Genomic DNA, 14481 nt, shown 5'->3' with positions numbered 1-14481 from the left:
GCAAGATTGCATTGTGTCGCCCGAAATCCCGCCATACAAGACGACTATGATGGATGTCACGCAACCACGCAATGCCGGCACGGACTGGCACGAGCAAGCCCTGGACCTCACGCGAGGAATTGCTGCCTATGTCAACCGCCCTCTCGTGGCAGGGTTGGCGCGCGTCGTCGCCAAGCATCCGACGGCCGATATCGCCAACGCCTTCAACCACAAGCAGGTCGCCTGCAAGATGTGGGCGCTCGACAAGCTGTTCGAAAGCGGCGGCGGCCGGTTCAGGCGCATATGGGTTCTGGGTGGATGGTACGGCGTATTGCCGGCAATGCTTTTCAACGACGCCCGCTTCGACATCGCGGCGGTCGATAGCATCGACATCGATCCCGAAGTCGCGCCGGTCGCGCTGACCCTCAACCGGGAAGCTGGCGAACGATTCCTGGCGTTGACGGCAGATATGTACGCTCTCGACTATGCGGCCGGGCGTCCCGACCTGGTCGTCAATACGAGCTGCGAACACATAGCCGATCTGCGCGCCTGGCTTGCCCTGCTTCCGCGGGGCACGAATGTGCTGCTGCAATCGAACGATTATTTCAGCGAGCCGACACACATCAGCTGCGTGGCTTCACTCGCAGCCTTCGAAGCAATGGCCGCGCTGCGGGAGGTGCGGTTCTCCGGCGAACTGCCGACAAAAAATTATACGCGCTTCATGCTGATTGGAACTGTCTAGACTAGAGCAGTTCAGCGCTTCGTAGGTGCGCTGAACTGCTCTAAGTGTTTGTTTTGACGCAATTCCGGACGGAAAGCCGCTTCACACTTTTGCTCGAATTGCTCTAAGATCCATCGTCTGTTTGATCATGAGCTTTTCCGAAACGGGGCCCCATCTTTAGGGACCATGTTCGATACCGCTCGCGCAGGATTTGCGCGGAGTGACGCGCACCTTCTAGATCGAGACGATGCGCGGATGGTGTCGGTGCCCCAAGCGCCTGTTCGACCGCTTGCGCCAAACCTTCCGGCGTTAGGTCCTTTTCCATCAGCACCGTTGCAAGACCGAGTTGTTCGAGCATCAGGGCGCGAAACGTCTGTTCGGTTTCCCCGCCGGCTGCAAATGGCACGAGCAGGGAGCGACAACCCGCGCGCAGGACATCGCAGACCGTGTTGTAACCCGCCTGCGAGACTGACAGGCGGGCGCCGGTCAGCAGGCTGGCGAAATCCTCGCGGAACCGGAAGATGGACAGGCCCGGCGTGGCATCGCCTGCGATCGCGTCAAACTCGTCTTTGGGCAGGTTTGGGCCGGTGATCAAACACCATTTCCAAGCATTGTTGGCATTCCGCGCCGCTGCGATGGTGGATCTGACAAGGCTCTTTCCGGCAGCCCCGCCGCCAACCGACACCAGAACGTCGAAGCGCTCGGAAGCCGCGGGCGATGGCGGCGCGGCAACGAGCCCTGTGTAGGTGATCTCAGCTCTGATCGCCCCAGCCAGTGGAAATGTCTTGTCGATGGTTACGAAAGCCGGGTCGCCGTGGACCATGACCAGGTCGAAATGCCTGTTGATGAGATCGACCGTTTCCTCGTCTCGGCCCGGCTTGAGGCGCTCCTGAAGGATATCGCGGACGGACGTCGCCAGCAGCGGCCTGGGCGACGCCGCGTCGATGGCCTCGATCAGCGGCAGGAGTTCGAAACGCATCTGCCGGCGTCCAAATGGAAACGCCTCGACAATGACGATATCAGGCCTGCAATCCCGAAATGCCTGGAGCAGCATCTCTGAACGCGATTTCTTGAAATCATCGTCGATGGGTTTACCCTGCAGGTCGACAAGTCCGGAAAATCCTTCATTACCGGAGGTGACAGGTGGCAGGGTTACAGATTTTACCCCCGGTCCCGGAAACCCCGCGACCGGCGCTCCGCCGGTTACGACGGTTACGTCAAACCCGTCATCGACCAGAGCCGCCGCAATGCGGCTGGCGCGCGCCAGATGGCCGATACCGAGCAGGTGCTGGACATAGAAGAAAATGCGCAGCCGCTTCAATCGGCGGCCCGCCACTCGCGCTCGAACAGTTCCTTGAGCTGTCCAATGCTTGCCATATGATCGAAATTGCCCCGCACGCGCCGCTCTGCGGCGTCGCCGAGGCGGGCGCGCAGCACGGGATCACGGATCAGGCGCTCCAGCGCCTGTGCCAGGGCAATTGGGTTTTCCGTCGGAACCAGCAGCCCCGTTTCATCCGGCGATAAAAGCTCCGGCACGCCGGAAATATCGGTCGACACGCAGGCAAGCCGCTGGCTGGCCGCCTCCACCAGAACATTCGGCAGGCCGTCCCGGTCGCCATTTGCGGTGATCCTGCAGGCCAGGGCGAAGATGTCGGCGCAGCGGTAGTGCTCAAGCACCTCCTCGTGCGCAAGCGCGCCTTTCCAAGAGACGCGACCATCAAGTCCGAGCTTTTGCGCCAGCGCCTTGAGCCGTTTCAGTTCCTCGCCGTCGCCGATATGCTCGAAACGCCACGCTAAATCGCCAGGCAAGAGGGCAAGGGCCTCCAGCAATGTATCGAAACCTTTCTTTTCAACGGCGCGCCCGACACTCAGAACGATAACCGGCTCGTCCGGCGCCGAGCCGTCATGCTGTTTTCGCGCCTCGCCGAAACTGCCAAAGCGATGAAGGTCGAGCCCATGGTAGCTCAGATGCACGGACGAGTTGCCGTTAGCGAGTTCTTTCAGACGGTCGAAGCCGGTCTTCGTGCAGGTGACCGTCCAGCGCGCCGAAGAAAGCTTGCCAGCCAGATCCCAGTCCGCCGAAGTCCAGATGTCCTTGGCATGGGCCGAGCAGCTCCAGGGCAGACCACGAAGCTGGCTGGCATAGCGCGTCACCGATGCCGGCGTGTGGGCGAAATGTGCATGCAACCATCCCGCGCCTTCCGGCCATTCGGCCGCCAGCACGAGCGCCTGCCCGAAGCGGCGCGCGCGATTGCGCGTAAAGTCGCGGGGGATATCGGCAGCCAGCGATCCGAGCGCGCGCCAGAAGCCCGGCCGCAGCAGATAAGCAAACAGCGAGCGAAGCACGCGCAAAGGCTCTTCATGCAGATATTCCGGCAGATAATGGACGGGCGCTTTGATCTCGTCATGCACGGGGTGGCGTTTTGCGTCGGTCGGCCGCCTGAGCGCGAAGAGTATCAGGTCGAACCCCGCACGCTCCAGACCGAGCAGTTCCTGTGCGATAAAGGTTTCCGACAGCCGCGGATAGCCCTTCAGAACCACGACGATCTTGCGATTTTGCAAGTCAGTTCATTCCTTCAACAACCGACAGGTGATGGCCGGCCCGCCGGTCGAGCAGTTCCGCGACGATTTCGGAAATATGAGGCAGCCCTTCCAGCGTCAGATGCGGATTGCTCTGTGATGGGCGGGGCCAGTCCGGCAGTGCCATCAGTGCATCGGCAAACCGCTGGGAATCCTTGGCTTCTTCCGGCAAAAGCATCGCGATGAGGCCGAGTTCGGCTGCGCGCCGAGCGCGGATCAGTTGTTCCTCGCGGGGCTCGACGCGCGGCACGATCAGCGCCGGCTTGTCGAAAGACAGTATCTCGCAATAGGTGTTGTAACCGCCCATCGCCACAACCGCCTTGGCGCCGGCAATCAGGTCTTCCATGCGGTTGTCGAACTCGATGATCTTGATGTAGGGGATCTTGGACCCCTTCTTGAGCAGCTTGTTGCGCTTGCGCGCCGGCATGTAAGGCCCAAGCACGATCAGCGCCCTGTGTTGCAATTTCGGATCCTGCTGATAGGCATCGATGACGTCGTGGATCAGTTCGGCGCCGTCGCCTCCGCCGCCGGTGGTAACCAGGATATAGTCGCCCTCGGGCCGGTGGCCGGGCAACTCGTTCCGCTGCAGGCTCCGTTGCAGGAAACCGACGAACCTCATCTTTGCCCTGACGGCCGGCGGCACATCCAAGCCGGTCAACGGATCGTAGAAATCCGGCGGACCATAGGCCCAGACCTTGTCGTAGAACAGGCCTATCTTGCGCATCACATCCCTGCGTGCCCATTCTGCTTCGAGCAGATGCGGCGCATCCATCACCTCGCGCAGGCCAAGCACCAGCGTGGTGCCCCGCGTCTTGAGGTAGGACAGAGTGTCCTCAATCTCACCGCGCAGGCCGAGCGGTTCCTTGTCGACGATGAAGATATCCGGCCGGAAGGTCTCGGCTGTATGGCGGATGATCGACTGGCGCATCCTTAGCGTCTCATGCAGATCGATATCCTTTTCCAGCGAGGTGTACTCGCCGTTGCGCAACTTGATGACGCTGGGGATCTTCACGAAGTCGACACGGGCGCGGTAGTCGAAGGCGCCAGCGATAGGCGCACCCGAAATGATAAGCACCTGAAGTCCGCGGAAATCCTCGACCAGCGAATGCGCGATCGTCCGGCAGCGCTGCAAGTGGCCGAGCCCGAACGTGTCGTGGCTGTACATAAGAATTCGAGCATCTTGTACGTGATGGGTCATTGTTGAACGTCTTTTCGAATTCTCGCCTTGAGGACCATGGGCGCCCCCCCGTTTCGAAACCATCCTGGGTCTACCGACCTGTTGTGAAACATGAGGGCGCAATTTTCAATTTGTATTACCAAAAAACCGCAGATCGCCTAATGATCCGCGAACTCATCGACTTTGCCCTTCATCCGAAGGCTTCCAAGCGGTGGCCATACGCCCATCACCTTAAGTGGCGTGACACCGCGCTCGCCACTTAACCACGACATACCCTGATGTGCCCGCGGTGTTCGTCTTGGTCCTAAGATAAAATCCACGCCCGAACCGTGCTAGGATGGGCCGCGCGGCGCGACTTGTCGTGCTTCAAAGCGGTCGGGAACGATTGTCATGCTCAATCCAATCTCCATCATGGCCGACCGGCTCGGCGACTATCTGTCAGAACTCTATCTCCAGTATTTCTCGCATCGCAATTCGGAATATGCGAGCTACATAGGCGGGGCGGCCCGCCTTGTCCTGGAGCGCATCGGCAATTCGAACGCGCTCTATCACAACATCGAGCATACACTGATGGTCACGCTCGCTGGCCAGCAGATCATCCGCGGCCGGCTGCTTTCGGAATCCCTGACCCCCGATGACTGGCTGCATTATACCTGCGCGCTGCTTGTCCACGACATTGGCATGGTGCACGGCGTGTGCCAGGGCGACACCGAGGACAGCTTTGTCATTAACGAGGTCGGCGACCGCTATACGCCACCGCGCGGCGCCTCCGACGCGGTGCTTGCGCCCTATCATATCGAGCGCGCCAAGATCTATGCGCGCCAACGTTTTGCTTCCTCGATGTTCATCAACGAGGAGCGCATTGTCGAGGCGATCGAGATGACACGCTTTCCGGTGCCGAACGATCCGGCCTACCAGGTCACCAACACCGAACCGGCGCTGGTCAGGGCCGCGGACCTGATCGGCCAGCTCGCTGATCCCTTCTACCACCGCAAGCTGCCGGCGCTGTTTGCCGAGTTCTCTGAGATCGGGATGGTGGAAAAGCTCGGCTGCAAGACCGCCGCTGATCTCGGCGCCATTTTCACCGATTTCTTCACGCTGCAGGTCGAGCCCTATATCGGCGACGCGATCCGCTATCTTGAGCTGACGACGGAAGGCAAGCAGTGGATCGCCAACCTCCACAGCAACCTCTTCCAGTCCGGGCATCGCCCGGCCAGGATCGGGCCGTTCCCCGGCGTCTTGCAGCCGACCTCGGCGAGCGTCTCGGTGGTAACTTAAGTGCTGGGAATTGTTTCCTTTTTCCGCCGGTTCCAAGCCGGCAGAGGTTGCATGCGGCGGCTGTCGACGAAGATGAACGCCGGGGTCGAGGTGCCTTACCCCGATCGCGAGAATTACGTCGCTCGCAAGCCCCCAATCATCGTTGCCGCACAAAGAAGCCGATGAATTTTCTTTCCTGTCAGGCCCGGTGGGGACACATGTCACCGAGTAGGCACGCGGTTGATATCCCAGCGAAGCTTCGGCTTGCCGAGATACCTGCTAGACGGCAAGTGCACGCGATCTTTCGTTAGGGGAGCAGAAGAGATGCGCCAGAAGTGGCCTCTCGTTTTGCCTTTTCGAGAACGGCGACTCTTGGCGCTGCTTGCTGGCTCGAAGCGGCCGGACATCAACGCGCCGCACGTCTGCCGTTTTCAACTTACCTCCGACCAAGAGCGGACATTTGCCCGTGATCGTGCTAGAGGTCGCGGCTGCGCCATTGACGGAAGTTCGACAATTAGAGCGAGATGGTCCGCTTCGCGCGCTGATTGCTGGTGTACATCGTTGCTGCCTGATTGTCGCATCTCCACTAAGCCTTATTCTGCTCTGCGACGTCACCAACTCGATCCGTGATCATAATGAACCCTCGTTGTCCGCTCAGCAAGCGGTCGCTGCCGATGCAAGCGGTCTTATGGTCCGGTCCCGGCAACGAAACCATTTCGGCTTCGTCGGTGCCCGAATTTTGCACGATTCTATTGCCTGAGCCGATTGGTGCTACACTGACAGCCAGTTAGCGTGACGGACCTGTGTTCGGTGATATGACCAAAGTAACCGCTTTACCCGACAGAGTGGATTTCGACGTGGCCGCGGATGAGACCTTGCTCGAGGCTGCTCTCAGATCGGGCGTGCCATTTGCCCACGCATGCGGCGGCAGGGCGAAATGCTCGACATGCCGCGTTTGGGTTCTCGACGGCATTGAGGCTTGCCCGGACCGGAATCCGGACGAAACCCTGATGGCGAACCGGTTGAGATTGGCCGATCAGGTTCGGCTGGCCTGTCAGCTCAGGCCGGAAGGCGAGCTTCGCGTCCGACGCCTGGTGCTAGACGAAACCGACATGATGATCACCAGCCAGCTTGGCGCTTCTGCCGCGACGCGTTGCGGCGAAGCAAGGCATGTTGCGGTCTTCTTCAGCGACATTGTAGATTTCACAGCGCTGTCAGAGCGGCTTTCCCCCTACGACGTGATGTATCTGCTCAATCGCTACTTCGCCCAGGTCGGCGACATCATCGAGCAGAATGGCGGTTTCATAGACAAACTGATCGGCGATGGGCTCATGGCAATATTCGGTATCGACGACCAGCCAGACGCTCCGCTCCGCGCCTTGAACGCCGCACTTCAGACCCTCGCCACAGTCGATCGTCTGAAGCCGTTCTTTGCCTCGATGTATGGCATCGATTTCGATATTCGTATCGGCCTCAACTATGGCGAAGCCGTCATCGGCACATTGGGTTTTGCTGGACACGAACGTCTCACGGCCATCGGCGACGTTGTAAATCTGGCCAGCCGGATCGAGGCCGCCAATAAAGATGCCGGTACGCGCTTGCTGATATCCGAGGCCCTTCGCGACCAGATCGCCGAAAAGGTGGAAATCGGCGACTTCGTCAGGGTACGCCTTCGCGGTACCGGCGAGCGCACGAGCCTGTTCGAAATCGTCAGGCTGAAGCCCGAAATTGACGCCGAGCTCAATGCCAAGGGGCTTCGCGAAACCATCCGCCACGGCGGCAGGAGGTGGATTCGCGCTTTTGCCGAAGACGAGCTACAGCCCTACGAACGCCGGATTCTCGATTTTGAGCACTACGATATCGTCGTCGTTCGCGGATCCGACAGCTATTGCGCCTTCAACAATGCCTGCCCGCATCTTCATCTGCCGCTCTACGAACGCCGAAGTTCCGCTCAGGCCGAAGTGCTGAAGCTCCCGCACATGGAGAGCACGATCACCGCAGATCTTGGCCTGGTCTGCCGCTGGCATCAGAGTTGTTTCGACCTGCTTACCGGCGAAATCAGGGAGTGGGCGAAGTTGCAGCAGGATGGTACTGCGCCGGGCTATGAATTCGCGGGTGACATTTCGAAAAACCGCGCAAAACTGATCGTATACCCCTGCCGAAAGCAGGACGGCTTTGTGTGGATCGGGCTCGATTGAAAACGACTGTCCGATATTTCAGTTTTCCGTCGCGATCCCATGTCGCCTTTTCACCGAAGCTGACCTTCGCGGAACCTGTTGCAATTGTCCGGATTGGATCATTCTCGTCGGTTGTGGCCTGTCTGTTCACGTCCGGTCACGAAGTAATCCCGGACATCTGAGTTCACTGTCGGTGATGCGCATCGCAGCGACAGCAAGCACCTTTACGCTTGCCTTGAAGGCAGCCTACTTTGGCGGATAGTTGTCGCTCGTGGGTATGGAATGTCGGTACTGCCTTTCCTGAGAATTTACGCGCCGCTCAACGCGCTGCTGGCTGCGCCTGGGCTTCTGGCGGTGGCTGCGCTCACGACACCGAACCTGTCCGGACGAAGCAGACTGGCTCTGACCGCCCTGCTCGCGGTCATTTGGGGCGCCTATCTCCTGCAGATGGCCGCGACGCTGCTCAAGCGCCGGGCGGGAGACCTTCGGGACAGGACGCCGGCAATCACCATCGACGCGCTCGCGGTTTTGGTTCCACTCGCCGCATTTCTGCTCGACGGCACACCCGACTGGAGCCTCTACTGTGGTATCTGGCTGCTGAAACCGCTGCGCGACTCGACCTTCTTCCCCGTCCTGGGCAGGGTGCTGGCCAACGAAGCGCGCAACCTGATCGGCGTCACCACGCTCTTCGGCGTCGTTCTGTTCGGTGTCGCACTCGCCGCCTATGTCATCGAGCGCGACATCCAACCGGAAAAGTTTGGCAGCATCCCCCAGGCAATGTGGTGGGCGGTGGTCACGCTGTCCACCACCGGTTATGGCGACGACATCCCGCAAACCTTGGCCGGCCGCGTCCTTGCCGGGGCGGTCATGATGACTGGCATCGGCATCTTCGCGCTCTGGGCCGGCATTCTTGCCTCCGGCTTCTATCAAGAAATCCGTCGCGAGGATTTCGTCCGCAATTGGCAATTGGTCGCCGGCGTGCCGTTGTTTCAGAAGCTCGGCCCGGCCGCGCTGGTAGAGATCGTGCGCGCGCTAAGACCTCGTAATTTGCCGGCGGGCGCCGTGATCTGTCGCATTGGCGAGACAGGGGATCGGATGTTCTTCGTCGTGGAGGGGCGGGTCAGCGTCGCGACGCCGAACCCGGTGGAGCTTGGCCCTGGCGCCTTCTTCGGCGAGATGGCGCTGATCAGCGGCGAACCGCGATCGGCGACCGTCAGCGCCGCGACGGCGGTCTCACTCCTGTCCCTTCACTCGGCGGATTTCCAGATGCTGTGCAGCAGCAGCCCGGAGATCGCGGAAATCATCCGCAAGACCGCGCTCGAGCGAGGCGGCGCTGGCGGCCGGTGACAGTGACCGGGTACAGGACGCGGCCGAGATCCTCCTTGCTGCTCTCGAACAAGGAGCGATACACGCACCTGCCAACAAGGTTACCATCGTCACCGATGAAAATCGCTCAACCCGGCACTTCGACTGGCTGCGGAGTGCTCATGATCTTGGAAAAGGCTTGCACCATGGCCGCCGAATCCAGATCGCCATGGCCTTGCGCGACCGCGTCCTGCATCAACTCGATCAAGGCATCCGAGAAAAGGTTCTGCATCCCGGCATTCGCGGTTGCGTTCGCAAGCAACCGGGCGCCGGCCAGATCCGTTTTCAAGGCCGATTGAACATCCGTGTAATCACCAGCAACGATCATCTTCCTGAACGATTGCGAGCGCGCGTTGATCTCGTCGAGGAAGCATGGGATCAGACCGAAGAACTGTTCGATATTCAGTCCCGAGTTTCTCAAAAAAGCCGCGCCATGCAGGATTCCGATCGTGCTGGCAAAATAGACGCTGAGAAAGGCGAAGTCGCCCAGCACGGCCCCATCAATGCGCTGTCCCATGAGCGTGGCCCGTCCCGCCAGCGCCCTAAGGACAGGTTCGACCCGCAAGAAGAGGGCTTGTGGTCCGGCGAAGAAGATCACTGCCGTCGGCGCGCCGATCTGGGCCGGCGTGACGGCGATCTTGGCGTCCAGATAGTCGATGCCGGATGCCTGTGCGAACCGCTGGAAGCCATGGACTTCGTCCGGAGTGGCGGTGGACATCGGCACCAGGGCCTTGCCCTGGAGCGCTCCGACCACGCCCGGCTGCTTCAGGACGTCATACGTCGCCGGTAGATTCGAAAAGCATGTGAACGTGATCTCCGCGTCGCGACAGGCCTCGACGGCTGTCTCCGCCACGAAACATCCCGTCAGCCCCGCCAGCCGCTCCCTCGATCGATTCCAGACCGTGACGTGGTGCCCCGCCTCGATCAGCGCCTTGGCTATCGCCGTTCCCATGCTGCCGATGCCAAGCACGGCAACGGGGCGCCCGATTGTCGGTGACGACGGCATGTAGCACTGCTCCTCAGTGTTGAGCCGGAGTCCTTCGGGGCCGCTCATGTCTCGACGGCGCGGCGTCGCGCGATGACCTGGCCGATCAATACCGTCGACAGCGCGAACAGCCCAAGCAGGGTGAACACCGCGTTGACCGACGGGGTGAAGCCGAACCGCATTTGGTTGAAGACCCAGATCGGCAATGTCTGGGACGGGCCGGCGAGGAACAATGTCACCATCACCTCGTCCGCCGACAGGGTCAGGCCAAGCAGCATGCCGCCGATCGCGGCGCCGCGTATTAGCGGCAACACGATCAGCAAGAAGCTCTGCAGGCGGCTCGCGCCCAGATCGAGAGAGGCCTCGAGAAGGGAGGGATCGAGGCGCCGGAGCCGCGTCAGCACCAGGAGCATGGTGATGGGCATGATGAAGCTTGCCTGGCCGATGACGACACGGGCCAGGCCCGGCGGAACCCCCACGATTTCCGTGCCGAGCACCATGACGATGCCCAGGACGACCGAAGGCATCGCGAGCGGCAGGGTCAGCAGCAGTTCAATAGCGCGCGAAGCGAGCAGGTTGCGATAGTGGAGCACCAGCGCGAACGCTGTCCCGACGATGCTGGAGATGACGACGACGCAGACCGCGACAATCAGCGAACGCTGTCCGGCGGCGATCAATCCCGAATTGCCGGCGAGCTCGGCATACCATTTGAAGGTCAGGGCCTGCAGCGGGAAGGCCTGCAAGGTCGAATCGTTGAACGAGAACACCACCATCAGCAGCAAGGGGGCGTAGAGGAAGGCGACGACCAGGCCATAAAGCATGGCACCGCCGATGAAACCGAGCCGCGGTCCCTCACCGGCCGCCGGCGGCGGCCCCGAGGATGGCGCCTCGTCGCCCGAAAAGATCCCTCGCTGCGGGCAGGACCACAATACCAACGCGACGACAATGGAAACGGCGACAATGAGCGCGATAGACAGCGCCGCCCCGAACGGCCAGTTGCTGGCGATGCCGAACTGCGAGGAGATCAGCACGCCAAGCGTGGTTCCATTGATCCCTCCGACCATGGACGGCGTCACATAGTCGCCGACCGTGACCAGGAAGGCGAGGCTGAAGCCGATGGCAAGGCTGCGCCGGGTGAGCGGCCAGATGACGTGGCAGAAAGTCTGGAACGTGGTCGCGTCGAGGTCCTGAGAGGCTTCGATCAGAGATTGCGGAATCTTCTCGAACGCGTTGAGCGTCGAGACGAAGATGAACGGAATGGATATGTAGGCGAATGTCAGCACCACCGACGAGCCGGTGTACAGGAAGGCCGAGGACGGGCCGTCCAGGAGTCCGCTCGACACCAGGGAGGAATTCAGCACGCCGTTCTGGCCCAGGATGAGGCGCCAGGAAAACACCCTCATCAGCAGGCTGATCCACAAGGGCACCAGCACCAGGACGGTAAGGATGGAGCGGTTGTTCCTGACCACCCGGCCGACGAAATAGGCCATGGGATAGGCGACCAGCGCGCCCAGGAATGCGCCGAGCAGGCTGAACAGGAAGGTCTGCTCGAGCAGCCGCCAGAATCCGGCCGAGTGCCACAGGCGCACGTAGTTGGCCAGCGTCGGTTCGAACTTGATGCGTCCTCCGGCCACCGACAGGAAACTCGTCCCGATCAGCAGGAGGTTCGGGATCAGCACGATCAGCGCCAGCCAGCCATAGACCGGCACTTGTGGCCAATCGATGCGGAACCTGAAGCGCGCGGGTACGGCTGGGGCGGCGAACAGCGCCATGTCGGCCGATCTAGACATGAAAGATGTTTGCCTCCGCCAGATCGAGGCCGACGGAGACGGCCTGGCCGGCAACCAGGCTGTCGGCACGGCTGGCCGGCACGCTGCCCATGATCCGCAGGTCGCCACAGCGGATGCCGACCTCGATGTTGGTGCCCAGGAAGAGCACGTTTTCGACAATGCCGGATAGCCGGCTTGTCGCGGAACTTTCCTTGTCGGGATAGATCCTGACATTGTCGTAACGCACCGCGACGCGCGCCCTGCCGGACCTGTCGCCGCGTATCTCCGGGAACGCCACCCCGCCGATCGATCCGACATACACGCCATGATTGGCCGTGAATTCCACCGGCAGCATGTTGGAGTTGCCGACAAACTCGGCGACGAATTCCGATCGCGGCTTGAAATAGAGGTCCTGCGGTCTTCCCAGCTGCGCGATCCGTCCCTCGCGCATCACCAGCACGCGGTTGGACATGGAAAGCGCTTCGCCCTGGTCGTGGGTGACGTAGACGAAGGCGATGCCGAGCTCCTTTTGCAGTGAGACGAGCGTATGCTGCATCTGCTGGCGCAGGCGCAGGTCGAGTGCGCCCAGCGGTTCGTCGAGAAGCAGCAATTGCGGTCTCGACACGATGGCGCGTGCGAGCGCGGCGCGCTGCCTCTGGCCGCCGGAAAGCAGATGCGGCAAGCGGCCCGCCAGCGATTCCATGGCGACGAGTTCCAGCGCCTGCATGGCCTTCCTGGTCCGCTCGGGCTTTGCCATGCCGGCCATTCGCAACGGGTATTGAACGTTCTCGCTGATCGTCAGGTGCGGGAACAGGGCATAGCTCTGGAACACCGTGCGAAGGTCGCGCTTGTTCGGCGGCAGATGCGTGACATCGCCGCCGGCCATCATAACGCGACCTTCGTCGGGCTTCTCGAAGCCCGCGATCGTGCGCAGGATCGTCGTCTTTCCGGAGCCGCTCGGACCGAGGATCGAGAAGAACTCGCCCGCGGCCACCTCGAACGACACTCTGTCGAGCGCTCGCTTGGTGTTGCCTGGATAGGTCTTGGAGACACTTTCCAGGCTAAGCACATGGTTGCCGACCGATTGCTGCATCGCAGTGGCTCCGGTTCTAGTTGCCTGCCGCGGGGCTTAGAGAATCCCCGATTTGAAATCGTTCCAGATCTGCAGGCGACGCTCGAGGTCTTCCGGTTTCTGGAAGACGACCAGCTTGTCCCAGAAACCGGGAGTGGCGGAGTCGACGATGTTGGTGATCTTCAATGCATCCTCGCTCAGCCCGGCGGCACGCGCGGATTCCGCGCTGAGCACGCCGTTGTTGGTGGACTTGGTGATGAAGCGCGACTGCCACTGAGTGCTCAGATTGTCATTCAGGAATTTGTAGACGATCGGGCGGTCGCCCTGCGGTGAAATCGAGGCGCAGTCGATCCAGGTCGGCGTACCTTCCTTGGGCAGCGAATATTTGAAGTTCTTGCCCTTGGCCTGGAGGGATGTGACCACGGCGACATTCTGGCAATAGCCGATCACGGCCTCGTCCGCGGCGTAGATCGTCGACGCGTCGTCGAAGCCCCGGGCGATGACCCGGATCTGCCCGTGCAGCGCTCGCAAGGCGTCCGTGCACTTGCCGAATTCCTCTTCCGTCAGGTTGAAAGGATCCTTGGCTCCGACATAAAGCGCGATCATCGGGAAGCTGATCGTGCAGTCGTCGAACATGTTCACCTTGCCCTTGTACTTCTCGTTCCAGAGCGTCGCCCATGTATCGGTCTCGGCCGTCGGGACGACATCGGCATTGTACATCAGGGGCTGCGTGCCCCAATTGTAGGGAACCCCAACCAATTCGCCGTCGACGGTTGTGAACTTCTGCCATGGCAGGTGGGACGATATGTTGGATGCGTTCGGCAGTTTGGAGACGTCGATCTTCTTGATCAGTCCCGCGCCCTTGAAGCGCGACAAGGAGCCTGTCTCGACATAGAGCACGTCCGGCTGGATCGCCCCCGAGAACGGCTGCGAGTAGAGCTCATCCTCAGAGCCGATGCGAACCGCGCGGACTTCGGTGTCGTTGGCCCGGCCCCATTCCTGAATCCAGTCGTCGTCGTGATATGTTTCCCAGGTCAGCAGCAGGATCTGCTCGGAGGCATTCGCCGGACGGATGATGTTCGGTGCAAACAGCGAACCGGCGATTGCCGCGCCACCGGCCTTGAGGATCGTGCGACGGCTGACGGCTTCATTCAGAAGTTTTTTCATGCCCAGGTCCTTTCCCATTTTCATGTCAGGAAGTGAGCAATCGCCGTGCCAGACGTCGGCGGCGCCTCGGCCGGATTGTCGCCGAGACTCGAGGCCGCCGCAAGTGGTTGATTCGATAGGCTGTTCACAGGCGCAGCCGTGCCGTGCATCATTCTGGCCGTTTCGCCGCCGATTTGCAGCCGTCGCATCGGTGACGAACCAGTCTCTCGCGTGAGACACGGACTGGGGGTTG

The 14481-nt window shown here is 61.1% G+C and carries 11 protein-coding genes; 4 read left to right on the top strand and 7 right to left on the bottom strand.

Annotated features, from left to right (window positions below):
* The first annotated feature begins 49 nt into the window (after positions 1–49).
* Positions 50–721, top strand: a complete 672-nt coding sequence (locus ASD12_RS10480) for a class I SAM-dependent methyltransferase (RefSeq protein ID WP_082525361.1) — start codon at positions 50–52, stop codon at positions 719–721.
* Positions 722–824: 103 nt separating this feature from the next.
* Here ASD12_RS10480 and ASD12_RS10475 read toward each other — a convergent pair whose 3' ends face one another.
* Genes ASD12_RS10475 through ASD12_RS10465 form a run of 3 tightly spaced genes read right to left on the bottom strand, consistent with a single transcriptional unit; the run spans position 825 to position 4478 of the window.
* Positions 825–2021 carry a glycosyltransferase family protein gene (locus ASD12_RS10475; RefSeq protein ID WP_056585152.1) on the bottom strand — a complete coding sequence of 399 codons (1197 nt, stop codon included), beginning with the start codon at positions 2019–2021 and terminating at the stop codon, positions 825–827.
* Positions 2018–3262, bottom strand: coding sequence for a glycosyltransferase (locus ASD12_RS10470; protein ID WP_056585096.1), 1245 nt, complete (start codon positions 3260–3262; stop codon positions 2018–2020). The genes ASD12_RS10475 and ASD12_RS10470 overlap by 4 nt, the downstream gene beginning before the upstream one ends.
* A 1-nt stretch (position 3263) precedes the next feature.
* Complete coding sequence (locus ASD12_RS10465) at positions 3264–4478, bottom strand: glycosyltransferase family protein (RefSeq protein ID WP_056585093.1); 1215 nt, start codon at positions 4476–4478, stop codon at positions 3264–3266.
* A 369-nt stretch (positions 4479–4847) separates the two neighbouring features.
* Here ASD12_RS10465 and ASD12_RS10460 point away from each other — a divergent pair, with 369 nt between their 5' ends.
* The 3 genes from ASD12_RS10460 to ASD12_RS10450 all read left to right on the top strand — a co-directional run bounded on the left by ASD12_RS10460 (position 4848) and on the right by ASD12_RS10450 (position 9238).
* A complete protein-coding gene (locus tag ASD12_RS10460; RefSeq protein WP_056585091.1) occupies positions 4848–5735 on the top strand; it encodes a hypothetical protein in 888 nt (295 codons plus the stop codon).
* Between the two features lie 782 nt (positions 5736–6517).
* Entirely contained in the window at positions 6518–7912 is a 1395-nt protein-coding gene (locus tag ASD12_RS10455; protein WP_156398565.1) for an adenylate/guanylate cyclase domain-containing protein, read from the top strand.
* 261 nt (positions 7913–8173) lie between these two features.
* A complete protein-coding gene (locus ASD12_RS10450) occupies positions 8174–9238 on the top strand; it encodes a cyclic nucleotide-gated potassium channel (protein WP_056585088.1) in 1065 nt (354 codons plus the stop codon).
* A 106-nt stretch (positions 9239–9344) separates the two neighbouring features.
* On the opposite strand, the gene ASD12_RS10445 is transcribed toward ASD12_RS10450, so the two are convergent.
* From ASD12_RS10445 to ASD12_RS10430, 4 genes are read right to left on the bottom strand one after another with little or no spacing between them, the layout of a single operon-like run.
* The gene (locus ASD12_RS10445; RefSeq protein ID WP_056585086.1) at positions 9345–10262 is read right to left on the bottom strand and encodes an NAD(P)-binding domain-containing protein; all 918 of its coding nucleotides are present in this window, start codon (positions 10260–10262) and stop codon (positions 9345–9347) included.
* A 44-nt stretch (positions 10263–10306) separates the two neighbouring features.
* Positions 10307–12031, bottom strand: coding sequence for an ABC transporter permease subunit (locus ASD12_RS10440; RefSeq protein ID WP_056585083.1), 1725 nt, complete (start codon positions 12029–12031; stop codon positions 10307–10309).
* Positions 12024–13103 carry an ABC transporter ATP-binding protein gene (locus ASD12_RS10435; protein ID WP_056585081.1) on the bottom strand — a complete coding sequence of 360 codons (1080 nt, stop codon included), beginning with the start codon at positions 13101–13103 and terminating at the stop codon, positions 12024–12026. The genes ASD12_RS10440 and ASD12_RS10435 overlap by 8 nt, the downstream gene beginning before the upstream one ends.
* 36 nt (positions 13104–13139) lie before the next feature.
* Positions 13140–14249: an extracellular solute-binding protein gene (locus tag ASD12_RS10430; RefSeq protein ID WP_056585150.1), complete on the bottom strand. Its 1110-nt coding sequence runs from the start codon at positions 14247–14249 to the stop codon at positions 13140–13142.
* Between the last annotated feature and the right edge of the window lie 232 nt (positions 14250–14481).

The sequence above is a fragment of the Mesorhizobium sp. Root102 genome, from assembly GCF_001425625.1.
Lineage (GTDB): Bacteria > Pseudomonadota > Alphaproteobacteria > Rhizobiales > Rhizobiaceae > Mesorhizobium.
This window is presented reverse-complemented; position numbering and strand designations above follow the sequence as displayed.

Bases quoted from the DNA above. Each gene is read 5' to 3' on its own strand.
- ASD12_RS10430 (WP_056585150.1), bottom strand. From the start codon at position 14,249: ATGAAAAAACTTCTGAATGAAGCCGTCAGCCGTCGCACGATCCTCAAG.
- ASD12_RS10480 (WP_082525361.1), top strand. From the start codon at position 50: ATGGATGTCACGCAACCACGCAATGCCGGCACGGACTGGCACGAGCAA.
- ASD12_RS10440 (WP_056585083.1), bottom strand. From the start codon at position 12,031: ATGTCTAGATCGGCCGACATGGCGCTGTTCGCCGCCCCAGCCGTACCC.
- ASD12_RS10445 (WP_056585086.1), bottom strand. From the start codon at position 10,262: ATGCCGTCGTCACCGACAATCGGGCGCCCCGTTGCCGTGCTTGGCATC.
- ASD12_RS10435 (WP_056585081.1), bottom strand. From the start codon at position 13,103: ATGCAGCAATCGGTCGGCAACCATGTGCTTAGCCTGGAAAGTGTCTCC.
- ASD12_RS10465 (WP_056585093.1), bottom strand. From the start codon at position 4,478: ATGACCCATCACGTACAAGATGCTCGAATTCTTATGTACAGCCACGAC.
- ASD12_RS10460 (WP_056585091.1), top strand. From the start codon at position 4,848: ATGCTCAATCCAATCTCCATCATGGCCGACCGGCTCGGCGACTATCTG.
- ASD12_RS10450 (WP_056585088.1), top strand. From the start codon at position 8,174: ATGTCGGTACTGCCTTTCCTGAGAATTTACGCGCCGCTCAACGCGCTG.